General features: G+C 44.8%; 9 protein-coding genes. 4 read left to right on the top strand and 5 right to left on the bottom strand.

The window, feature by feature from the left end:
* Window positions 1-96 precede the first annotated feature (96 nt).
* Genes H8K55_RS08820 through queC form a run of 3 tightly spaced genes read left to right on the top strand, consistent with a single transcriptional unit; the run spans window position 97 to window position 2,737 of the window.
* A complete protein-coding gene (locus H8K55_RS08820; protein ID WP_186941727.1) occupies window positions 97-1,218 on the top strand; it encodes a DUF3108 domain-containing protein in 1,122 nt (373 codons plus the stop codon).
* Window positions 1,208-1,972, top strand: a complete 765-nt coding sequence (locus H8K55_RS08815; protein ID WP_222612415.1) for a DUF3108 domain-containing protein — start codon at window positions 1,208-1,210, stop codon at window positions 1,970-1,972. The genes H8K55_RS08820 and H8K55_RS08815 overlap by 11 nt, the downstream gene beginning before the upstream one ends.
* Before the next feature lie 57 nt (window positions 1,973-2,029).
* Window positions 2,030-2,737 (top strand): 7-cyano-7-deazaguanine synthase QueC, encoded by a 708-nt coding sequence (gene queC, locus H8K55_RS08810; protein WP_186941725.1) that lies wholly within the window; start codon window positions 2,030-2,032, stop codon window positions 2,735-2,737.
* 75 nt (window positions 2,738-2,812) lie between these two features.
* On the opposite strand, the gene H8K55_RS08805 is transcribed toward queC, so the two are convergent.
* Window positions 2,813-5,044 (bottom strand): bifunctional diguanylate cyclase/phosphodiesterase, encoded by a 2,232-nt coding sequence (locus tag H8K55_RS08805; protein WP_186941724.1) that lies wholly within the window; start codon window positions 5,042-5,044, stop codon window positions 2,813-2,815.
* A gap of 152 nt (window positions 5,045-5,196) precedes the next feature.
* Window positions 5,197-6,474, bottom strand: coding sequence for an Hsp70 family protein (locus tag H8K55_RS08800; protein ID WP_186941723.1), 1,278 nt, complete (start codon window positions 6,472-6,474; stop codon window positions 5,197-5,199).
* A gap of 333 nt (window positions 6,475-6,807) precedes the next feature.
* On the opposite strand from H8K55_RS08800, the gene gshA reads away from it, so the two are divergent.
* The gene (gene gshA / locus H8K55_RS08795) at window positions 6,808-8,430 is read left to right on the top strand and encodes a glutamate--cysteine ligase (RefSeq protein ID WP_186941722.1); all 1,623 of its coding nucleotides are present in this window, start codon (window positions 6,808-6,810) and stop codon (window positions 8,428-8,430) included.
* A gap of 53 nt (window positions 8,431-8,483) precedes the next feature.
* Here gshA and H8K55_RS08790 read toward each other — a convergent pair whose 3' ends face one another.
* From H8K55_RS08790 to H8K55_RS08780, 3 genes are all read right to left on the bottom strand, one after another.
* Window positions 8,484-9,101, bottom strand: a complete 618-nt coding sequence (locus H8K55_RS08790) for a DUF4124 domain-containing protein (RefSeq protein WP_186941721.1) — start codon at window positions 9,099-9,101, stop codon at window positions 8,484-8,486.
* A 312-nt stretch (window positions 9,102-9,413) separates the two neighbouring features.
* Complete coding sequence (locus H8K55_RS08785) at window positions 9,414-11,570, bottom strand: DUF4214 domain-containing protein (RefSeq protein ID WP_186941720.1); 2,157 nt, start codon at window positions 11,568-11,570, stop codon at window positions 9,414-9,416.
* A gap of 281 nt (window positions 11,571-11,851) precedes the next feature.
* Window positions 11,852-25,096 carry a calcium-binding protein gene (locus H8K55_RS08780; RefSeq protein WP_186941719.1) on the bottom strand — a complete coding sequence of 4,415 codons (13,245 nt, stop codon included), beginning with the start codon at window positions 25,094-25,096 and terminating at the stop codon, window positions 11,852-11,854.
* Window positions 25,097-25,101 lie beyond the last annotated feature (5 nt).

Here is a 25,101-nt window from a genome sequence, read left to right as displayed (position 1 = left end):
ATTTAGAAATGATCAAACAATGAAAATTTAGTCCGACACAGACGACCAATCACAAGACTTATCGCAAGACTAACTCAGAACGATTACACTATCGTTATGAGCAAGCATTCTTTTTCGGCCCCCACCTTACACGCATTCACCAAGTGGAGCACTTGGCTATTCATACTGGCAAGTATCTTACTGCATATCTTCTTGCTAGAGTCATCCGCATGGAAAGATTGGTCACCCAAGCCAATCATCGAGGATATACCGCACATTACTGTCAGTTTAACGCCAGTCGCTTCGGAACTACCACCGACAAACACAACAATTGAAAAGCCGACAGCAAGCAAAGCCAAGCCGCCAAGCCCGTCGGTAATAAGCACGGCGCCAACAGACACCGTGGCTCCCAAGAGCAAGCAAGAAGAACCCGCCAAACAACAAGAAACCCCAGCAGAAATCGCGGCAGCCCCAGTGACGACAGAGTCGCCAGCCACCGCAACCGAAGTCAAGGATGTCTCGACCACAACAGCAGCACCAGAATTTAGCTTGCGAGTTCCCGAATCCGCAGAAATGCAATTGGAAATTACCAATACCAAAGTCAACGCCAGCCCAACGACAGGCGTTGGTAGGATATTGTGGGAAAGTTATAACGGCAAGTACAAGGTCTCGATAGAAGCTGGAGTCAATTTATTAATCACAACGCTGAATTTGTTGACCATCACCAGTGAAGGCAATATCGATGTCTATGGCTTAATGCCTATTGTCAGCAATGATATTCGCAAGACGCGTGCAGCAACTGCGATCCATTTTAACTATGAAAATAAGAGCATCAGTTTTTCTGCTTCAAACAAAGTCATGCCAATGGAAAATGGTGCACAAGATGCGGCAAGTGTTTTAATCCAATTGGCGGCGATAGGCTATGCCGATCCGACTCAATTGGCAGTGGGTAAAGAATTTTCAATACAAGTTGCCGAAGGGAAGGATGCGACGCCGTTTTTATTTCGGGTGGTAGGAGAAGAAGAAATCGATAGCGCCCTAAATCCTGAATCCAACAAATTACCGACTATACATATTACGCGTCCGCCCAAACCAGGATTCTATAATTCGCAATTAGACATTTGGTTGGCGCCATCACTAGGTTGGTATCCTGTCCAAATTCGAAATACCGAAAGTAGCGGTACCGTCACAAATCAACGTGTCATTGCACTCAAACAAAAAGTTAATCTTGAAAAATAATCTATTTAGAATACGGCAAATCTGCACTACCTTGATCCTCGTGTCAGGTATGAGTTGGCATTTATCCTGCTACGCTGAAAAATTTAAATTGGCACCGTCGGCTGACTTACTTTACAGCCTAAAATCAAGTCAAAAAGGCATTCCGGTTAGTGGTGAAGCTAGAATTAACTGGCAAGTGATTGAGAGCGAATCGCAAGCGAAACTTTATCGATTGTCTTCCGAAACCAAAGTCCCTTTATTCGGCAAAATTCTGACGAGCAGCAGCAACGGCAGCATTATGGACTTTGGCTTGGCACCAGATCGTTTTATTGAAAAACGATTTCGCCGTGCCGAATCGACGACGTATTTCGACCGCGACAGAAAATTAATTCACTTTTCTGAATCCGACCTGACTTACCCAATTCAAGGCGGTGAGCAAGATCGTTTAAGTGCGACTTGGCAATTGGTCGCACTGGTGCGCAATCATGCGGAACAAAACAAAGTGGGGCGTGAGTGGAAAATGTTTGTAGCAGGCCAGCGTGACGCCGATCCTTGGGTATTTACTTTAATGGAGTACACCAAAATCAAAACCGCGCTGGGTGAACTCGATGTCTTGCACATCGTCAAAGCACCGCCGCCAGACGCACAAGGTCAAAAACTGGAACTTTGGCTAGCGAGTAATTTCGATTATTATCCGGTCTGGATACGCTTTCAGGATAGCAATGGTGATCAGTTAGAACAAAAAATTATTTCCATCACCAAACCGCTTAAATAACTATCAAATAACCATCAAATATTACCCGTTCTTTTCATTTTTCAGTCGAGCAAAACAATGACAGTAGCCAATCAACGCGCCCTCGTTTTATTTAGTGGCGGTCAGGATTCCACCACTTGCCTGGCATGGGCATTAAGCCGCTATGAACACGTCGAGACCATCGGGTTTGACTACGGGCAAAGGCATGCAATCGAACTCAGCATGCGTCCACAGTTATTGAAAAAGATGCGGGCATTGTCTAGCGATTGGTCAAATCGTTTGAGTGAAGATCACATGATAGACTTATCGTTGATCTCGCAGCTGTCACACACCGCAATGACAGAAAATATTGCTATACAAATGCAAGAAAATGGCCTGCCGAATACTTTCGTACCAGGGCGCAATTTGATGTTTATGCTGGTCGCCGCAACACTCGCGTATCGACGTCAACTTGGCGTCTTAGTTGGCGGGATGTGTGAGACTGATTTTTCTGGTTATCCCGATTGTCGTGATGACAGTCTGAAGGCTCTACAGGTAGCAATCAATCTAGGTATGGCGAGTCGGCTGAATATTGAAACACCATTAATGTGGATAGACAAAGCGGAATCCTGGCGATTAGCTGCCAGCCTTGGTGGCACAGCGCTCATAGAATTAATTCGCGAAGATACGCACACTTGTTATCTGGGGGAGCGTGGTCAGATGCATGTTTGGGGACATGGTTGCGGTACTTGCCCAGCGTGTGAATTGCGCGCCAATGGCTATCACGAATTTATCGCAAAAAGCTAAAGCAAACAGCAGTTGAATTCACTAGCATCGATTAGTCATCGCCGCGAGTCACATGCGGCGATATCACGCCAAGCACTAACTTGTTTTCCAATCACGCAACCAGGGTTCGATGGCGCTTTCTAACATTGGTCGTGCAATTAAAAAACCTTGGCCTTCATCACAGCCAAGTTTCTGTAATACATTCCAATGCAAGTCGCTTTCTATGCCTTCGGCGATAATTTTCAAACCTAATTTCTTGCCTAATTGCGTGATCAATTCGGCGATCCTTGGTCCATCTGCGGTATCGATTTGCATCACAAATGCACGATCAATTTTAAGTCTATCAACCGGCAATTTATCAAGATAACTGAGAGACGAAAAGCCGGTACCAAAGTCATCAATCGCGATTTGTATCCCCAAAGATTTCAGATGCGCGAGTGACTCTTCAAACATGCCCGCACCATTCATCGTCACCGATTCGGTAATTTCCAATTCCAAAAAGTGCGCTGGCAATCCACTGTCGCGCAAAGCACTTTCCACCAATTCAATAAATTCTGGCTGACGGAATTGAATCACCGACACATTCACGGCAATACGCTCTAATTGATAACCTTTGTCGAGTAACTGTCGCATCATAAAACACGAGGTACGCAATACCCATGCACCTAAACTAATAATCAAACCAGAGTGTTCGGCCAAAGGAATAAAATCCGTCGGCGGTATCATACGGCCATCATCAGTGCGCCAGCGCAATAAGGCCTCAAATCCGAGCACTCGGCGGTTGATTAATTCAACTTGTGGCTGGTACATTAAATACAGGCGCTCTGCATCAAAAGCTTTGTGCAGGTGTTGCATCAACATTGCACGTTCGCGAATCGCAATCCCCATTTCACGCGTGAACAAAGTATGTGAGCCGCGTTGATATCCCTTGGTTCTCTTCAAGGCGATGCTGGCGTCTTTCAAGACATCTGCACCCGACTGTGCATAGGAATCCAATGCCACCATCCCCATCGACATAGAAACAGCATGGGTCGTGTCGTCAATAATGAAGGGGTCGACAAATATTTTCTGCAAATCTGCCGGTTGCAAAACCATGCTATTGCCGAGCAAGCCAAACACATCGCCGCCTATGCGTGCCAGATAGGCTTGTTCGCCCAAAGCCTTCTGCAAACGAGTGGCGACTGCGCGCAACAGCAAATCACCATAACGATGACCCAATACGTCATTGATCTCTGCGAAGTCATCTATATCGATTAACACCACCATTTGATCCGGCGTACGGTTTTCAATCGCAGTACCGATTTGCTCGATAAAGCGCAAGCGATTCGGCAGCATTAATAGTTGATCACGGAAGGCATAACTCTTGAGCTGACTGACCAAGCCCAAATTATCGAGACATACGCCGAGATTAAAACAAAATATTTCTAGCAGTTGTTGATCTATCGACGATAGAGCATAGGGCAATTCTATGAATGCCGCGATCGCCCGCTTACCACGCCCCGAAAAATACAAGGTCATGTTATGTTCTTCGAACAAGGAGATGCGCTCTGACAAGGCGCGCCGTAAAGAATCGCGAATAATCGGATTATCGATCTCATCGATAGGGCGATTCATCAGGCTGCGATAATGCCCGGCGGACGCAATCACGCTATAGCGAAAACTATTATCGAATTGCAGCGCCTCATCACATTGCGCGCACAAAAGACCTTCGGATGGGACGCCACACAAGGCGGCAATTTGCGTAATCACGCCCGAGGCAAAACCTTCGATGCCATCTTGCATAGAAAAGGCAGCACTCGAAGTAATAATTTGATGCAGGCCACGCCGACTGGCTTCTATCGTGCGTAACTGATCGTAAGAGCGGATCGCGGCAGTGAGCGCCGTCAGCAATTTCTTGCGCGTCAGCTCATTCTTGGTTTTGTAATCATTGATATCGTAGTCACGAATCGCATCTTCTTCTGGTGCGTAACCTGGCTGCCCCGTGCGTAAGATAATGCGGGTGTCGCGCCACTGTAGTTCATCGCGAATGAAACAGACCAGATCGAGACCAGCATGCTCAGTCTCCATGACCACATCCAGCAATACTACGGCGATGTCTGACTCAACGGCAAAGCGTTCGTGAGTTTCTGCTTTGGAATAGGTGTGGATGAATTCGAGGCGACGATTCAGAATTTTTACGTCGAGCAGAGAAAACTCCGTAGCGCGATGCACATCTTCGTCATCATCAACAATGGCGATTTTCCAAGTACGTTGCGAGATATTTGCTAAAGCATCTGTATCGAGGTCTTCCTCGATCAGTATCTCGTCGTCATCCAGGTGTTCTGACATGCCGCCCCCAATCAATGGAAACTCACAGTAACAAGTACTTTCAGTATATCGCAACTACCTTTCCATGCAACAACAAAGTGGCGCTAACTCAGGGACAAAACCCGACAAAGAATAAAGAAAACAACGCTCCATTTCTACGGGTTTCCCTGAAATCAACTAAATCGTCGTTGCGCATCCCAGGCGAGCCCCGCACCGATACTGCCAAATACATCGCCTTGCACCATTTTTGCATTCGGCAACAGGCTTTTCAGGTCTTGTCGCAGGCCACGAATACCACTCGCACCGCCGGTAAAAAACACCGTATCGATCTGCGCAGGCTGAACGCCGGCATTGCTAATCGCATTGTGAATAGTTTGATTTAATTGTACAAATAATGGTGCAATTGCAGCATCTAATTGAGTCCGATTCATGCTCAACGCATGTTGCTGTGAGCGCACGTCGCGGCTTCGGATGCGCTCCAACGCGATGTCGACAGATTCCGCATCACTCAAACGAATTTTTGCTTCTTCTGCCTTCAATGCCAGCCAATGGCCATCGCGTTGATCGATCAGGTGCAAGAAACATTCGCAGCGATAACGCAATTCCGGGTCATTAATATCGCGACAAACGTCTAAAATCTCACGCACCACTTTTTGCGAATACACCAGATTGATGGTATGCCAGGTTGCCAAATTGAAGTAATTCGCCGATGGCATTTCCATACCGCTACTGAGCAAGCCACCCATGCCGAACAAAGGCATCAATTGTTGCAAACTCAGATACTTATCAAAATCGGTACCGCCGATGTGCACGCCCGTATTACTCAAGATGTCAGCTTGCCGGTCAATTTTTTGACGGCGTTCTGGCGCCAATCGGATCACTGAAAAATCAGCAGTACCGCCGCCAATATCCACCACCAAAACCAATTCTTCTTGGGTCAGACGCGACTCATAGTCTAGGGCCGCAGCAATCGGTTCAAATTGAAATGCGATGTCTTTGAATCCTGCATCTTCGGCGATTTCACGCAGAGTCTGCTCTGCTTTTTGATCCGCAGCCGGATTATCATCGATGAAGAACACCGGGCGCCCAAATACCACATGTTCAAACTGCGTTTGTGCGTTCGATTCAGCGCGCTGCTTTAACTCGGTAATGTATTGCGTCAACAATTGTTTATAGGCCAGACGTCGCCCTTGCACTTCGGTTTGTCCATCAATTAATGAAGTACCGAGCAAACTCTTCATCGAACGCATCAAACGACCTTCATATCCATCCAGATACGAAGTTAAGGCCGCGCGCCCATAAGTGACTTCATCTAAGTCTGCATTAAAAAAAATGACCGACGGAAAAGTCACTTTATCGTCTTCTAAATTCAGCAATCTAACTTGACTGCCATCATGAAAACCTACTGTTGAATTTGATGTACCAAAATCCAAACCACATACATTATTCATTCAACATCCTATCCCGCTATGCTAGCTATTTTTACGAAGCTGAGATCTTAAACTAGTTGGTGCAGAGTGTGCGCAATAAAACGAATTCTTGCGATTCGGACAAGAGTCATGTCCAGCAACTACGAACAGCTTCGATGCAGAGAAAAACTTCCCCCATCTTGCCGCTTTTGGCGACAACATTTGCGCTAACGCAAGACAATTCTATGCGTCCACACGAATCGAAAATTTGAGAGGAAAATATGCGTTTTCGAAATTTCGGCTATGCTATGCAAACTTTTTCTGGCAAGTATTTTTTTCTAAGCCAAAACATTCTCAGAACATCACAAGCAAAGGATGCTTACCTTGACTAGCCCTATCAGTGATTTACTCAAACAACGTCTAGAATTAATCAATACTCCGGAGAATCTGCCACTGTTACAGCAAGGCTTGCGTGGTATCGAGCGAGAGACTTTGCGCGTAGATCCGCACGGCAAACTCATGTTGAGTCCACATCCACCGGCATTGGGTTCAGCATTAACCAATCCCTTGATCACAACCGATTATTCGGAATCCTTGCTGGAATTTATTACGCCAGCAGAACAAGATATTTCGATTGCATTAGAGAAGCTAGATGCTATCCATCGCTTTAGCTATACCAAATTTGAGGGTGAAATGCTATGGAATAATTCCATCCCTTGCGAGTTACCTTCTGAGGCAGCGATTCCTATCGCTTGGTATGGCACCTCACATATAGGGATGGTCAAACATGTCTATCGTCGCGGCTTGGCGCTACGCTACGGTAAGAGCATGCAATGTATCGCGGGCATACACTACAACTATTCTTTGTCTGAAAATTTGTGGAAGCTCATCGCGCAGGCGGAAGGCGATACTCGCAGCAGCCGTGATTTTCAATCCGAAAGCTACATCGCATTAATTCGAAATTTCCATCGCTATAGTTGGTTATTGATGTACTTGTTTGGTGCCTCACCTGCGCTATCGAAGAGTTTCTTGCGCGATCGTCAGCACAACTTAGAAACATTATCGGACGACACACTGTACTTACCCTACGCGACTAGTTTGCGCATGAGTGATTTAGGATATCAAAATAATGTGCAAGATGGCTTGGTAGCGCCCTACAACACCCTACTCGACTACATGCGCAGCCTGTCCTTAGCGGTGCGCAAACCATATCCACCGTATGCTGATTTGGGCATCAAAAAAGATGGCGAGTGGATGCAAATCAATAGCAATGTACTGCAAATTGAAAATGAGTTTTACGCGACCATACGTCCTAAACGCGTGATTAAGAGTGGTGAACGTCCAGTCGAAGCTTTGTGCGCCCGTGGTGTGCAATATATAGAAGTACGCTGCATGGATGTTGATCCGTTTGAAGCACTGGGGATTAATCTATCGACTTCGCGTTTTCTGGATGCATTCCTATTATTTTGCGCATTAGAAGAAAGCGATCCAACCAATCCTGCTGAAGGTGAAGAAAACACTGACAATTTTTCACTAACAGTAAAATACGGTCGTCAGCCTGGTTTGATGCTACAGAATAAGGGCGAGAAAATCAGCTTACGTGATTGGGGTGATAGCCTGCTCGAAAAAATCTTGCCGCTGGCGATTTTGCTTGATCAACAAAGTCATACGACAGAACATCAAGAAAGCCTAGCTCTGCAACGTGAAAAATTACACGATCCCGCGTTAACACCATCAGCACGTGTTTTGCTGGAAATGCGCCAGCATCAGAATTCATTTTCGCAATTTGCCCTTGCGCAAAGTCATCATTTCGCAGAACACTTTAAGAGCAATCCGCCGGATAAAAAAACCATGCAATATTTTGAAGAATTGGCGGCCAATTCAATCGCCGAACAAGCGAACATGGAATCCTCACAAACGGGAAGCTTTGATGAGTTCATCGAAGATTATCGTTCACGTACATCGAGTCAAATTTGTTGCGATGGCTTGGGTGGCTAGGGAAATAGCGTTACGCTTACTCAAAGTGCGCCGGTTAATCCACGCAAAAGGGATTAACGGCGAGATCGACTGACGATAGTACGATATCGCTTGAGCGTCTCGTCGTAATCACGATTTGTACGGGTAATTTCTTGTTCGTAAAAGGCGATCGCTCTGCGGGTATTACTCACGTTTGCGGACAAATCGTCAGCACGCTGCCGAATCGAATCAAATTCTCGCGTCGTCTTTTTTGATTTATTTAGTTCATCTTGCAAACCCGTGATGAGTTGACTCAAGCTATCTAATTGCTCAGTTGCCAGTCGTTTTTTCTCTTTGAGAGAATCCACTGCGCGCTGTCGAGCTGCTTCGACATCTGCTTCACTCTGGTAGTGCGCTAATAAGTAACGTTCTTCTTTTTTACGTTCTTGCTCTTCCGACTCTTCGCGCTTTTTGCGTTCGGCTTCCGCGGCATTTTTTTGCTTTTCCTCTGTGCTCAGAGGCGGGGCGACATCATTCTTAAATCTTCCGGTGTTAGAGTACACTTTCATGCCACGATTGACACATTCTGGAATCGGTCGATCAGAAGTCACTACCCTACCTTGCGCATTCGTACAGCGAAAAATATCTGCCCTCGCCTCATTCAGCGCGACCACGCACAGCAAACCAAGAATAGAAAAGCTTGTTTTTTCCATCTCACAATTGAATTGAGAAGTATGCTATTTGATCAACACAAGAAATAAAATTGCACTTGTGCACACATTTAACTTGGAATTTACACGAATTCTTAGATCTTAGTACAACTAGTTATTTCCCTAACTCACGACCGTCGTACTTTTACACAGTCGCGATAAGTGGCCTTAATTTAATGAAACGACTTTTTAATTAGCAAGAGAGACATCTCACCAAAGGTGATAAGTTGCTATCAATTCTTCACCTTCTCCAACGAATATGCGATGTGCATAGACTGGCAGGAGACAAAACTCCGCGTTCATTCTGGCCTACGTTTATTGCACTAAACGAATCCTGCGCCATGGATAAGGATCGCGCTCGCCCGCTTGTGACGGTGGCATCGCCAGGCGGCTAAAACCTGAAGGGGCTGGACAATTACCCGTCCTTGCGTAATGCAAAGCAGCACTCAATCGCCTTTCATTCGGATCGCCTAATAAATGATCGAGATCATCGGCAACCTGACATGTTGGTGCGAATCCATTAACGTAATCGCCTTTACCAAGTTCGTTCACACCAGAAAAAGCAATTGCGAAATAAGCAGTATTGCAATTATTTGTTTGAAAGAAACCATATGGTTTTCCACATGTGTTTTCTCCAATGATGATCACTTCTAAAAACGGTGAAAGTCCGTTAATGATCGACTCGCTGGCAGAGCAGGTACGGCTGCTGGTCAAGACAAAAACACGCGGCAGATTCAACCATGGCAATACTTGACTCTTAGTATCGTAAGAATAAAACCACGAGGTGGACTCGTCAGCATTTTGTTGATATTTATCGTTAGACGTCAGAGTTTCAAAGATGTGGCCGGCAGTCCTGTACCCGCCTATCATGGCGGACAATTCATTCGCTATATAGAGATACCCTCCGCCGTTATAGCGAACATCGAGTACCACATCATTCACTCTCGCTTCACGGAAAGAGTTGATTGAATTGATTAGTGCTTGCTCAGCTGTGCGGATATGATCGTTAAACATTATGTAACCAATCTTTCGCCCTTGATCGACCAAAATCTTAGACTCAAGCACAGGCGAGTCGACAATCGAGGCTGCCGTCATTTGCACATTACGTGCAGTAATGCCATCCAAGTCAACAATGCTAAATGTATGGGTTTCGGCCTTGCTTGGATATAGCGCCGCATATTGATCATCATTGGCAGGCTGCGCTAACGACGTATTGTCTACGCTGGCAATAGTAGCACCACGTTTCAGGCCAGCTAAATCAGCTGGAGACCCTGGTTGAACAAAAAGAACCCGCAAACGTGTCCCCTCACGCTGCAAGGAATAGCCGTAACTAAAGCTGGTACCCGATTGAAAGTAATCATCGATTTCCTTTTGAGGTATCGCGAAACTAAATCTATCCTTAGACCGCACTAACAAGCTATCAAAATAAATAGAAGCATCCATGAGTTTATTTTGTGGCGTTTCTGCGATGTCTTTGTACCAGAGATAGACATCATCTAAGTGCCCACGCGCCCAGGCTCGTTCTGCGGCTGGGGTACAAATTCCAGCAACATTCTCAAAGCTCGGGGCTGCTGCGAGATTGGTTGTAAGGTCTTTCACCGGAACCAAGGCACGTGCATTGTTCGTATCCGATGGCGTCACTGCCGCGGCAATCGCCATTGTCTTGACGATGGAGTCTTCAGGGCTGATATAAGTCAAGCCATGTTCCACTGCAAAATACTTTGCGACCTGTAATTTACCGTCTAGTAAGGCAGGAACAAAACTCCATTTGGGATCGTTATAGAAAGTTCGTGCGGAGTTCAACATCGCTTGTATCATGCTCCCTTTACTGACGCCACGCACCAACTCTCCGGCCCAATAATTCACTTCCGCATCGCTCGGTGCAAAACTACCCGACCGCCCCAAAACGTTCTTATAAATAATCTTTACAAATTCTTGATTGCTCATCTCAGACGAATAACCTGTCTGCGCTGAATAGAGAATGGCGGCGCGATAGAAGCTATTTGAAATTTGATCTAAACTAGTACCCGCTTTCAGTTGTTGCAACCAGTAAGCTAAACCATCCGCATCCGGCACACGATTAAAAAATGCCACATACAAATCGATAATTGAACGCAATTGATTTGCATTGACTTGCGTACTTAAATCGCCGATTTCAAGATTCACCGTAAGGTCAGTAAAGCGTAATTGTTTTTTATTTTTGGCGACTACGATATCGCTATTATTTTGCATATCCGTGATGATGTAGCCAATACTAATTTTTGAAACAGTATAGTTTTCCCGCTTACCATTAACAATCTGCACATCGGTCATAGCAGGCGCTGCCTGTGGCGGCATAGCAGCGAATACGGTCTTGTTTCCAGCTTCCTGATTGCCACCGCAGGCTGCCAAGCTAAGCAAAGCGCCTACTGCCAGCATTGCTAAAAACCAGCGACACAGGTCGCGAGGTAACATTATTTTGACGGGCAACATGCAAGCTCCAGATTAACTAAAAGCGTTTATTTTAATCCTAGCTTGATTGTGTATTCACATAAAACTTTCCAAAATCTTTTCTAAATACGTTTATTTGAGAGTAATTTTCATGAAAAAATAATACTGCATTGATCTGATTATTTAGATTACTGCGATGCAATTTGAAAAAATTAGCAGTTTTAGATATCGAAACTCTGCTTGCCCATTTAATTCAAAAACGACAAAGTTTCACTCCGTAGATCGCCTCGATAAAACGAAGCAATCTACGGATTCAATCAAAATCAAACCAAACTAACCGTCGCATCCTTCAAATTAGCAACAGGCTGCAAGGTTTGGTTCACTGTTCCAAACTGTGCATTTGACACGAGATTTAATGCAGGGGCCATCGTGAAGCCGGACAAGTTGCCCATTTTCGCATATTGATAAGCAAGGTCACCACCCATTGCAGCAGTGTCGCTACTGTTCAAATAAAACTCCAACAACGACGCAGACAATGCCCAACTGGTCAATGAAGAATTCGCCGCTCTGGCCTGATCAAACTTGGTCACCAAACCATCAAAATTGAATTGCTCAATTTTTTTGTTATTCAGTTTATTAGTCGATGCAGCGTTATAGTCCGTCGTGCCTTCAATCACTACCTGTAAATTGGCGATGCTGTGATTGTTGACGTTGGCGTACCAGTCTTTCATCGTGACCTGTTCACTCGTGCCTGTGACTAAGATCAGGTCATTGCCCGATTTCTTGAACAATAAGTCGGCGTATTTAATCCCTTTGCCTAGCGATAGCGTGTTGTCTTTACCTGTGCTGGCGTTGACAACATCCATCCCGTCTCCGCGATTAAAGGCGATCACATCGGCTCCGGTACTCGTCGTAATCGTATCGTTACCAACGCCACCGACGATGAAGTCATTGCCAACGCCGGCGGTAATGACGTCGATTCCTGCTCCGCCATCGAAGATATTATTGCCGGCAGTGTCGGTCAAGGTATCGTCGCCTGCGACGCCTTGCAAAATGTCGTTACCGCTAGCACCATTTAAAATGTTATTTGCAGCGTTTCCCGTCAACAGATTATCTAGGGCGTTGCCAGTGCCGTTGATGGCCGTTGTGCCGGTCAGTAGCAAAGCTTCTAGGTTGGCGATCAGTGTGTAGGTCACTGAGGATTTGACTTGATCATTACCTTCGCCCGTATTTTCTGTCGCAACATCGCTAGCGTTATCGATGAGGTAGATATCGTTACCCGCACCACCCGACATGGTATCCGCACCTGTGCCGCCATCGAGAATATTATTGCCGCTATTACCGACTAGGATATTCGCCACGGTATTGCCCGTGGCATTAATTGCTGCGCTGCCAGTTAAGGTGAGATTCTCTATGTTGGTGCCGAGAATGTAGCTGATACTACTTTGCACGAGGTCAGTACCAGCACTCACCGCCTCAGTGACTACGTCTGCTGTATTGTCTACGATATAGATGTCGTCCCCTGCGCCGCCTGTCATGGTATCCGCGCCAGCGCCGCCATCTAGGATATTGTTGCCCGCGTTCCCCGTGAGTATGTTAGCCAACGCATTGCCTGTTCCGTTAATGCTTGTCGTTCCGGTCAAAGTCAGATTTTCTACGTTGGCAGCGAGCGTGTACGACACACTACTATTGACTTGATCGGTGCCTTCTCCACTGTTTTCGGTAATGAGGTCGCCGATATTGTCGATCACGTAAATGTCGTTGCCTGCACCGCCAATTAAAGTATCAGCACCGGCACCACCGTCTAAGGTATTGATGGCGCTGTTGCCTGTAATAGTGTTGGATAATGCATTGCCTGTGCCGTTGATGGCGGTAGTCCCGGTGAGAATGAGATTTTCGACATTCGCAGGTAACGTCAAGGTAACGCCACTCTTGACGGTATCGATACCTTCGTTCAAGTTTTCTGTGACGACATCGGTGGCAACATCGACCACATAGGTGTCATCACCTAAACCACCGATCAGGGTGTCTGTGCCTGCGCCGCCATCTAGGACATCGTTACCAGCGTTGCCGGTGAGCTTATCGTTCCCAGCTAATCCGCTTAAGGTGTCATTACCTGCGCCGCCTACTAACGTATCAGCTCCGCTGGTGCCTGTGAGCGTTAGATTAGCGACGTTGATGACCACATCGAACACATCAGAGACACTGAGATTACCCGCATCTTTAGCTGTGACTTTGACGCTGATTGTACCTGCGCTGGTCGGCGTACCACTAAACACACGGGTCGTCGCATTAAAACTCAACCAAACGGGCAAAACAGAACCATCGGCTAAAGTGGCGCTATAGCTTAAGGTATCGCCAGCATCCGGATCGGTAAAACTGCTGCTAGGGATCGTATAAGTAAATGCGGTGCTTTGAGTGGCAGTCTGATCAGGCAAAGCGACAGCCAAGACGGGTGCACGATTAGCAGGATTGACGGTCATGGTAAGGTTTTGACCTAAGGCTAAACCGTAATTATCGGTGCCCCACAAGGTCAAACTTAACGTACCTAAATTGCTCACAGCGGGTGTACCCGAGATCACACGTGTCGTCGCATTAAAGCTCAACCAACTTGGTAACGCCGAGCCATCTTGCATCTTCAGACTATACGTAACACTGTCGCCCACATCCGTATCGACAATGGTATTGGCAGGCACGGTAAAACTATAAGCCATATTGACTTTGCTGATTTGATTCGATACGGCGGTTCCCAAAGTAGGTGCCTTATTATTCGTAGCACGATCCACCATGGTTTGTATCATGGTTTGACTCCAACTGACCGCATTAGAGAATTCAACTTTATCGATTTTGTAATCGGCTGCTTGTCCGTTGATGGTGGTGTTAGCCGCGTAGTAATTACTAATGACGACTTGATCGGTACTGTTCTTTAATTTGAACGCTAGATGATTACCGGACTTGAATGCCAGCACATCAGTATCAATAATCCCGGTTGCAAAACGTAATGTATCTGTCGCGGTCAATAGGTCAAGGTTATCAATCGTATCTTGCCCATCACCACGATTGAAGATATAAACATCATTCCCCCCTGCTCCAGATAAGGCATCGTTACCTGTCAAGCCAGTCAGTATGTCATTACCTAGATCACCAATAAGTGTATCAGCGTCCGCCGTTCCAACTAAAGTCTGATTTGGCACGCCAATAACAATATCAAATACATCAGAGACAGTGGCATTGCTTTGATCCTTCGCAGTAACCTTAACACTTGTAGTTCCAAGTACACCTGAACTTCCAGTGAAGACCTTGTTTACTGCATCAAATTTCAACCATGATGGTAAAGCGCTTCCATTTGATAGCGTCGCTTTATAAGTTAATACATCACCAAAATCTACATCTGCAAATGTATTGCTAGGAATCACAAAATTCAATGACACATTAGGCCGAACATTTTGGTCAGGAATTGCCGTTACTAATGTTGGTGCATGATTAACATAAGGCGTCACATTGAGCGTGAACGATTGCGTAGTCGCAACACCATAATCATCTTTAGCAATCAATGTCAGCGCCATACTTCCAGAAGCATCTTTAGGAAGTTGCGCAGACAACGTTCTTGTTACTCGATCGAAAAACCATCCTTCGGGCAAATAAACACCATTCTGTGGATCATCGAAGCTATACCTAATACTATCACTAGGATCTGTATCAACCATAGCATTGACGGGAACAACAAACTTGAACAACGTATTCGCTGCGGCGGAGACAGTCGCAGGTAGTACGGTGCCAATGGTCGGCGCATGATTAGTCAAACTGTTTTCGACAGCCAATTGAATCTTCGAAGCATCCCACTTAACGCCATCACTAAATTCGACGAGATCAATCTTGGCATTTGTCAGTTCCCCATTGATCGTTTCATCCGGGCTGTAATAAGTCAAAATGATGATTTGATCATCGGATCCACGAATCCTGAAATTAAGGTTGCCTGTCGCACCTGACATCGTCTTATACGCGACTACATCTGATTCAAGTATATTCACGCCGAATCTAAGTGTATCAATCGCATTGACACTATCACGATTCTCGATGGCATCCATACCATCACCACGATTGAACAAGTAAATATCGTCGCCAGACTTACCAGCGAGATAATCATCACCTTTACCACCGACGATGACATCATTTCCGCTCAATCCGATGATCATATCTGCTTCATCGGTTCCAAGCACCGCCCGTCGTTTTACTTCATTAATATTCCAAACAGTGCCATCAGCAAATTGAATTTTTTCAAGTGAACTTGAATTGAATCCATTTTGAATGAATGACTCGTTAAAAAAATTAGCGACACGTAAAACTGATGATTCACCTTTGATCCTTAACTCCAAATTGACGCCACTTCCTTTCACAAAAATATCATTTGGCGTGATCCCTGCGTCAAGCAACAATACGTCAACACTCGGCAATAAATCTTCAGATTCAATAATATTATCGTCACCGGAATTGCGGCCAAACAAATAAGTATCAGATCCGCCCATACCGTTGAAATAATTTGTCTCCGAGCCGCCACTTAACGTGTCGTCCGTCGCAAAGCCCGTGACATATGCATTAGGATTATTTGAATTACCAATCAATACTTTCGCCTTAATATCATTAAAACTCCATATCGTATTATCAGCAAATTTGATAGTCGAAATAACCTCGGCATTCAATTCATTTGAAAAATAATTCTTCACGTGAATAATATTAGAGGTATCCTTATAGGCCATCCACAAATCATTCGCATTAAAATCACGACCAACAAGAATGTCGCCAGGCAGAATGCCCGCACCAAAGATAATTCTATTGGCGTCCGCACTTGGTTCTTCAAAAATGACGTCATCACCAAAATTCAAGTCGAATTTATAGGTATCCGAACCGGCGCCACCGGCCAAGCTATCATTTCCTAATCCACCATTTAACAGATCATCAGTACTAAATCCAATAATGTTATCGTACCCAGGCGTGCCTTTGAGCATCAAAGCTTTTACGGTTTCGTAATCCCAAATGGTACCGTCAGAAAATTGAATTTTTTCGATAGCACGAACGTAACTTGCATCGACATAATTCGGCTGAAAATAATCACGTATTTCTAATTTACTTTCACTACCATTAATCCTGAGCACCAAATCAGTATTACCCAAACGAGACGCGGTGATGTCAGTTGGCGCAATTCCAGCATCGAATAAAATGACATCAACATCAGCACCACTCTCACCACGCTCAAAAAGTGTGTCGTATCCAGAATCTCTACCAAATTTATAGGAATCAGAACCATTCTCTCCGTAAAGGTAGTCATTCCCATTGCCACCGTTCAAAACGTCATTACCCGCGTCTCCATATAATGAATCATCGCCATCATCACCATTGAGTGTATCTCCTCCATCACCTCCACTCAGATAATCTGCATCTGCACCACCACTTAACGTGTCATCGCCATTTTCTCCATAAAGGAAATCACTTCCTACACCGCCAAAGAGAGTGTCATTTCCATCTTTACCGTAAATTTGATCAGAGCCACCTAAACCATCTACGGTATCATTGACGGCGGTTCCATAAAGAATGTCGCTCAATTCAGTCGCCTTATTTAATTGCGCATTAATTTCTGACATTCCCCAAACCGTGCCATTTGCAAACTGAATCCTCTCCACCGTATCACTAGATACTTCACCGCCAAAATAATAATTTTTAATTCTAAGAGTCGCCGCAGTACCCAATATGTGAACTAGCAAATCTTGCTGACCTTCTACAGATAATTTTATGTCAGATAGCGTAATTCCCGCATCAAGCAAAATGGTGTCGATATTCTGCGCAGGTAACGTGTTGTCCTGCCATGATGTAATATCCCAAACGATATCATTGCCAGAATGTCTTCCGAATTTATAGACATCACTACCTGTGCCTCCATCTAGAAAATCATCACCAATACCGCCATCAATCGTGTCATTGCCAGCACGTCCATAAATACGATCATTCCCTGCATCACCACTAATAATTTCATTATCGCTAGTGCCAAAAATAAGGTCATCCCCTTGTGTTCTGGCATCCACTAATGATTTTGCTTTGATATCGGTATAACGCCACACCTCTCCTGTGGCAAATTTAATGGCAGAAAATGCCCACTCATTTGGGTTCGCGAGGAAATAATTGCCAATCGTCAATATATTCGCGCTACCGTTAAAGGATAAAATTAAATTACTATATCCATCATTTCTTACAGTTACATTCGACGCCAAAATACCTTCGCCAAATTGCAGTAGGCTATCTGGTCGACTAGTAAATGTATCGTTACCAGAATTTAAATCGTAGCTATAAATGTCGTGCCCTACACCACCATCAATAAAATCATCACCCAACCCACCTTTTAGAAAGTCATCACCGTCTTGTCCATAGAGCGAATCGTTTCCATCACCGCCCTCAAGATTATCATTCCCGTCTCCGCCGGAAAGCGTATCGTTCCCATCGTCACCAAATAATCTATCATTGCCACTTTCTCCGGCCAAAATATCCGCCCCACTACCACCAGTCAGCACGTCACTCCCATTGCCGCCAAAGAGGTAATCATTGCCCGCCCCACCAAAGATAATGTCGTCTGAGTCGTACCCAACCAACCTGTCGCTATCGTCAGTCGGTTGCAACAATAGATTCTTAATATCCGCAATACCAAGCAAAGTGCCATCAGAAAATTTAATTATCTCGACTGCGGCAGAACTCGTAACATTTTGCGCAAAATATCGGTTTACAATCAGTTGATCCGCTGTTCCCTTTATTTTCATCACGAGATCGTCATACGTCCGACTAAAAGATATATCGGACAGAAGAATATTTGCACCGAAAGAAATCATATCGGGATTGACACCAACCATATCGGCGTCTTCATTATCAATGCTATCTAGCCCATCCCCCCTTGAGAAAATATAGACGTCACTTCCATCGCCACCGACTAAGCGATCATTTCCCGCCCCTCCATATAAAGTATCGTTGCCACCGTACCCCAGAAGAAGATCAATGCCATCACCGCCATCGAGAATGTCACCTCCAACCGATCCAAAAAGTGTGTCATCTCCACCCGCTCCAAACGCCGAATTTTCTCCTCCACTTAACTGAATAGAATTATTTTTAGAATTTCCTACAATAAAGTTATTTTCAGAGATCGCTCTATAATCTGTTTCTGTTACACCAAACAACTTTGCATACCAGTCCTTAGTCTCCATTTCAAAAGCTTCATGATTTGATGCAACTGAATATTTCTTATGCAAATAGGCTTGAACATCCCACCCAACTAATTGAGCATTCTTTAAACCCCATGCACCAATAATTTCAATCAACTTGATTGCGGCATTGGGGTCGGACGCAAAACTGGAATCAAAATATTTCTCTATACCAGACACGTCATAGTCGCCATTAGGTAATTTCTTAATCTCAATCGAAAGAAAATCACGGTAAATGGTTTTGAATAATAACGACTCATAAATATAGGATTTAAACCGATCATAGGCCAACTGAATATTAGCCACCTGATCTCGTGCTAAACTCACCGTAAATACTCCGGCAGAGGCATCCAGCGCCGTCGTTCTCACGCCGCCAGTGGAGGTGCCATAAGTAAACCCCATGAACTTCTCAACTATTTGAATTTTCTTCAAAAAGCTCAAATACTCAGGCGTACCTGCCGCAATTGGAAGCGCATAGTTTACAGATACTCCTGCACCAGCTAAAGCCGTGGCTTGTTCTTGCAATGATTTAAAAGTCGAAGTCGAAGCCCATAGACTTACAAAATCATCGAGCATAGCAATCTGATCTACCCGATTTGTCTTTACTGAATAATCGTAAACAAGTAGTCCAAGTTGCCCTGACAAAGCGATAGCTTCAGACAAATCCCGCACTCGTCCGCTTCCACTAAGATTTGGCAGCGCCAAGATATCTTCGTCAAGAGGCAATGCGTCAACAAACTCACTAAAAAATGTATTCTGAAGTAGGTCAAGATTAACAATGGTCGAACTTAATTCAACGGCAGCTTGAACACTCCCGTCTTCACGGGTAAATGATCCCGCTGCCGTTTGTACATTGCCATTCCCTAAGTTTATAAATTCTTGCCTTGCCCCCAAAGAAATTGACGCTATCTTATTCTGTGCCAAACTACTTAATTCGTTGACTTGACTAATGCCATCTTGATTAAGGTCTCGCCAAACTTTCAAGTTGGCAAAGATTGGATCGAGCTGATCAATTTTTCCATCCAAATTTACATCGTTATCGGCCAAAGCAGCAAAGCCATTTTGTGCAAACGTACCGCTTTTCAATAGCGTATCAACACCAAATAATTCGCGACCATTATCAATCTTCCCATTACCATTAATATCTAATGCTAGCCAAGCGTCATCTGGTCGTAACCAGCCAGTGCCAGTTTTAACGCCATCAGCATCGTGATCGAAGAGAATCGGTTGCCCGTTCCCCCCCGTATTATTCGTCTCAATACCGTCACCATCTAGATCCAGAGCCAGAGGATCTCGACGCGGTTGAACCGCTCCCGATAAGCCAGCCTGGCCAGCCCCTGTTGGGCCGTTACCATGTCTGCCTGAGCCTGAACCTGAATCTGGTCCGGGCTCTCCTCCTGGATTTCCCCCATCATCATCGACGATCAATACTTGCAAATCAGGCGTTCCGATTAAGGCTTCACCTATCGGCTCTGACAGAATTAAACCAAAAGACTCTGAACCTTCTACCAAACGATCTTGGTTGATCCCAACAACGACTTTTTTGCTGGTCTCTCCCGGCAAGAAAGTAATGACCTGTGACACTAATCCTATATAGTCTGCATTGCCAGCACTATTACTGACACTATGTATTCGAACGGAACTGGGCTTACTACTAGCTTGACTCAACGACACTATATATTCAACACTGCCGGCAGACTCCGCAACACTTGTTGCCCCCTGAATGCTAAATACCGACTTTTCAGCAATCGTTCCCGTACCCAAAACAGGTGTCGTATTCAACTGCGTAGCCACACGTAATACTAGGTTCTCTGAACTTTCTGCAATGGCATCAGTTACGGTGAGATATCTCACCGTAAAGGTCACAATCCCCTGAGGTACCTGCACCTTATTACCCGAAAATGGCGCATAAGATACGCCCCCATCAAACGAAACAGCCCCCGCACCAGTATCAACATTAAACTGCGCGCTCTTATCCTCGGGGGTCAGCGTCACCTCTGTCACATCTTTCGTAGGCTCTGACAACACAACATTGAAATCCAATGCAGAACCCTCTTGAGTCGTAGGACTAGAAACAGCCTTGACCTGCGTAGTCGATTGCGGACTAACGTTATACGGCAGAATCTTTAACAGGCTGCTTCCGCCGTCTTTATCAGTTACTTTCACCGCAAATGCATCCGGCTTGAATCCACCAGTCACCGACATCTCATCCGCATTACGCGTATAGGTCCATGCACCTGTAGTCGCATCTATGGTCACATTGCCGTACAAACCTTGATGTGCGATGGTATAAGTAAGCTCTGTTCCACTTTCAACATCATGAGCACTTACTTTGCCAGTAACTTCACGAACGATATTGGAGAGAATCTGATTTTCGATAACCGGTAAATCATTCACGGCAAGCACTTTGACGCGTACTATGCCCTCTGCAGTACGGTCACTACCATCAGATAAGGTATAACTAAAATATCCATCACCAGTAAAATTTGCCGTTGGCGTGAATATGATTTTTCCAGTCTCGGGTTCATAAGAAACGCTGCCATTGACCGGGTCTTTCAATGCAGTAATTTTCAATGAAGCATGATCAAGACCAACCGCAACAATGCCATCATTTAGAAGTAGCTGCGCGGCATTAACGATGATCGCCGTATCTTCCACTGCATTTATCCGGTCATATCCAGCCATCATTTTTTCATCACTACTCTTGGCGAAATGGATACCCGCTGAACTCAATTTTGTCTGATCCTCTACCGCCGCCGCAAATGTTTCGACTGAACCATCTTCATTGGTCACGACCAGAACATTGTCAAACATGTCGGTCAGTACGCCTTGAGAATCTGCAGTCAGAGCGACTTGTCCCAACTGATGCGTCACGCCATTTCGAATAAACGTACCATTCCTCAAATTCAACATACTGATGCCCAGCTCGCTCATGGTTTTTAATTCATGTGGGCTTGCAATACCATCGAGATTTAAGTCACGCCAAACACGAAGCTTTGAAAACTGAGCCTCATCAGCACTAATGTACATATCCCAATTGTTATCGAACTCTTTCAAGCCTAACAAACCACGTTTCAACGCATCAATATTGATGTTATTAAACAGTTCGGTACCAGTATCGATGACGCCATTGGCATCGTAATCTGACACCAAAATACCATCATGCGCATCAATCCAATCGGTTTCTTCTGCGTAGCCATCGTTGTCAACATCAAACAGAACTCCGTAGCCATCATCGCGACTCAATAGTTTAATTCCATCGCCATTCAGATCTAATACAATCGGGCGTAGAACTTGGGTTGGCCCAGTGACAGCTCCAAGAATCAAGTGGCCATCATGCTTTGCCCATCCTACTGAATTCAACGTTGTATTGTTTTCGGGTGCGACAAATCGATTACCGTTAGTTCTTCTAGCCTCCCAACGCTCCCTCGCGCTCTCAACGATCCCTTGACGTACTCGATTTTTCTCAGCAATACTATCCGCCTCCCATACTGGTGCAATCGCACCAGCTTTAAAGGTGGCATCAATAAATAACTGACCGATGTCCTTAAAAAAATCATCCGAATCAATTGCTTGAATTTGCTGTGCGAGCGTTCCGGTCGATAACAAGCGTCCCTTCGCATCAAAGTACGAGCGCATTGTTTGTCCAGTACTTGCGTCCTCGTACGTTAAAAACCAGGTATCGCTCTTTTTACGATCAAGCTCAAGTACAGGCATACGATCAACGATCATTCGCGCATCTGGTAAATGCGTGAGCATCTCTTGCAAGGGTGTCAACAGCCCCTTCATCATGGCTTCTGTTGAAGCCTTTGCCTCTTTATCTGTCGCGGAATTAAAGTTATAACTAAACGTTCCATCACTGGCACGACCCAATGTTAACTTGGCGTAATAAATTTTGTCTGGTTCAATTAAGGCGGCAAGTATCTTCCCTACCGACAGTACCCAACCAATGACAGGGTAGCCCATTAAAGCGGCGATTGAGGCGATCACCTCTAGATAATTCTCTTCTTTTAGATCAGAAATGATATTAATGACCGAAATGATGGTATTAATATTGTCCATCGCACTAGTTACATTAGCGAGATCGGTACTTGCTTGTGAAGCTTTTGCTGCTGCTTGTCCGGCGGTCGAAGCAATTTGCTTTACTTCATCCTCTAGGAGGGCACGGTAAACCTTGAGTACACTGTTTGACAGGCTAAGGCCACTTTTTAAGACCGAGGTATGATCGCCACGTTTCAACGCGGCTTTCAAGCTAACGACATCCCCCCACGCATTGAGGGCGTCACTCACACCAGAGGTCGCACCATCAGACCATATCGTCGCCAAGTTTGCAGATGCGGTTGCGACACCTAAGCTATTACCACTCTTTAATGCCGCGATTAGATTTTGGATGCTGGATAGGGAGTTACCAATTTTTTGGACGTCGGGGTCATTCCACCAGTTCCCGGATGAGTTATCTTCGCGAATTTTCTTTAATTTATCTAGGGTATTTTGCCCTGAAAATACGAACATATTAAAAATTGAAGTATCGTCATTTGTAAAAAATGGATTAAATTTGGAAGCATTGAGCGCTTCAACCAAAAGATTTTGGTCAGCAACCGGATCACCATCTATTTCATCAACTGAAAGAAATTTAAGGCCGCCTTTACCATCAGAAACCAATTTTGCACTAAATTCGATATTCTCAATATTTGTTCGCAATCTAACAAATTCATTTTGGTTAACCTTCGAGTACGTGGCTGAAAATTTGGTCTCCGTTTGGCTCCCAGATGAAAATTCCACTTCCCCAGTTTCTAAATTGCGTTTTATCGTATAAACCTCTACCTTATTATTCTTCTCAAAGGTATACGTCTTCACCTCGACATCATTTTCATCAATAGTTACTGTGACATTTGCATTCGGAATAGACGAGTAAAAATCACCACTAAAATTAATACGATCAGCAATGTCAGCCTTAAAAGACAGGATGTCTTCACCACCCGAAAAATACTTTGCAGAATCTGCATTAAAGCTCACGTGACCAGAACCAACATTTGAAAAAACTGCATCAAAAGTTGCACCATCGCTTTTAAGCGTAGTAATTCCCACTCCTGCAGTTTCAATATGCCCCTGTCCTATTGAACTTGTAACCCGAGTAATAAATTTAATACTATCTCCGTCGACAATGCCAACTTGTCCTTCCGCAGTAACGACGAACTCACTTATGGTCGGATTAGTCCCAATAGGCAATCCTGTCAACGGATCAACTGGCAATGTTCGCTCAACTATCCTATTTGCCCCTTGCTCTCGCGTCGCATAAACCATCACTCCATTAATTACTTGACCACCCCCATTGATCATAGCGCCATGCGGTGATAATCCATCTGCGACATTAGATGCTAAAACCTGAGCATACCATTCTAATGCTGTGGCATATGCGGTAGGGCTAGCACTATTTTCACGGTAGAATTCGAGATTCTTAGCATTCGAAAAAATACCAAATGATATCGTTGGTAATTGAGATGTATCCACTAAAGATATTTGTCGTTCGACCAAAGTCAAAATACTTCCGCTTGGGTGATATAAACCGGCATCAGTACCGACTGTGGTAAGCCCTAGCAAAAGAGATGGAAGATTGATACCACCAATCGAATATGCGGCTAAATCAATTGCTGCATTAAATGCCAAGAACGCACTTGGCAAATAATCAAACTTCATACCAGAATGATGTGGTGCTGCCATACCAACAACAGAGTATGCTTCGGCTGAAAATTCGATTGTGCCTCCAAGTTCATAGTTATCAGCAAGGTCGGGAATAATCGTTTGTATTTCTCGTCTATATGCCGAGACTTCAGGCAAAGTAGCAAGTGTGACAGCTCCGGGTCCGTCGAGATTTAGGCCGCCTAACCCATAAACCTTCGCCACTAACTCTGCCATGGCACCACCTAATGAATGCCCTGTTACTTCCAATTTTTCACGGATTTCATTTATTGTAGGAGTTCTTCCGAGCTTGTCTTCCAACTCACCTGAAATAAATATGATTACATTTTTTGCAAAATTCAAAGCCGCCTGAAATTCCGGATGCCATGCCCCCACATATTCTTGTATGGCCAAAATTCCATCAGCACCTAAATCACCATTAATTTTTAGATCATTCGTTCCTGCCAATGACATAACATACTTACCGGAAGCATCCTTATACAGTGCCCCCATAAAACCCACCTCGGCTTTATTTGCACCTAGGATATCAACAGTAGTAAATGTACCTATATTGAGTGCACTTGTATTGTTACCAGTACCATATACCCCTTTAGTGAAGGGCAAATATTTTAGAACTTTTTGGTAATCCATGGCAA

It is taken from the genome of Affinundibacterium flavidum (assembly GCF_014284175.1).
Taxonomy (GTDB): Bacteria; Pseudomonadota; Gammaproteobacteria; order Burkholderiales; family Burkholderiaceae_D; genus Undibacterium; species Undibacterium flavidum.
Note: the sequence above shows the minus strand (reverse complement) of the source record. Positions and strands in the feature narration are given on the sequence as shown.

Bases quoted from the DNA above. Each gene is read 5' to 3' on its own strand.
- H8K55_RS08820 (WP_186941727.1), top strand. From the start codon at position 97: ATGAGCAAGCATTCTTTTTCGGCCCCCACCTTACACGCATTCACCAAG.
- queC (WP_186941725.1), top strand. From the start codon at position 2,030: ATGACAGTAGCCAATCAACGCGCCCTCGTTTTATTTAGTGGCGGTCAG.
- H8K55_RS08805 (WP_186941724.1), bottom strand. From the start codon at position 5,044: ATGTCAGAACACCTGGATGACGACGAGATACTGATCGAGGAAGACCTC.
- H8K55_RS08800 (WP_186941723.1), bottom strand. From the start codon at position 6,474: ATGAATAATGTATGTGGTTTGGATTTTGGTACATCAAATTCAACAGTA.
- gshA (WP_186941722.1), top strand. From the start codon at position 6,808: ATGCTTACCTTGACTAGCCCTATCAGTGATTTACTCAAACAACGTCTA.
- H8K55_RS08790 (WP_186941721.1), bottom strand. From the start codon at position 9,101: ATGGAAAAAACAAGCTTTTCTATTCTTGGTTTGCTGTGCGTGGTCGCG.
- H8K55_RS08785 (WP_186941720.1), bottom strand. From the start codon at position 11,570: ATGTTGCCCGTCAAAATAATGTTACCTCGCGACCTGTGTCGCTGGTTT.
- H8K55_RS08780 (WP_186941719.1), bottom strand. From the start codon at position 25,096: ATGGATTACCAAAAAGTTCTAAAATATTTGCCCTTCACTAAAGGGGTA.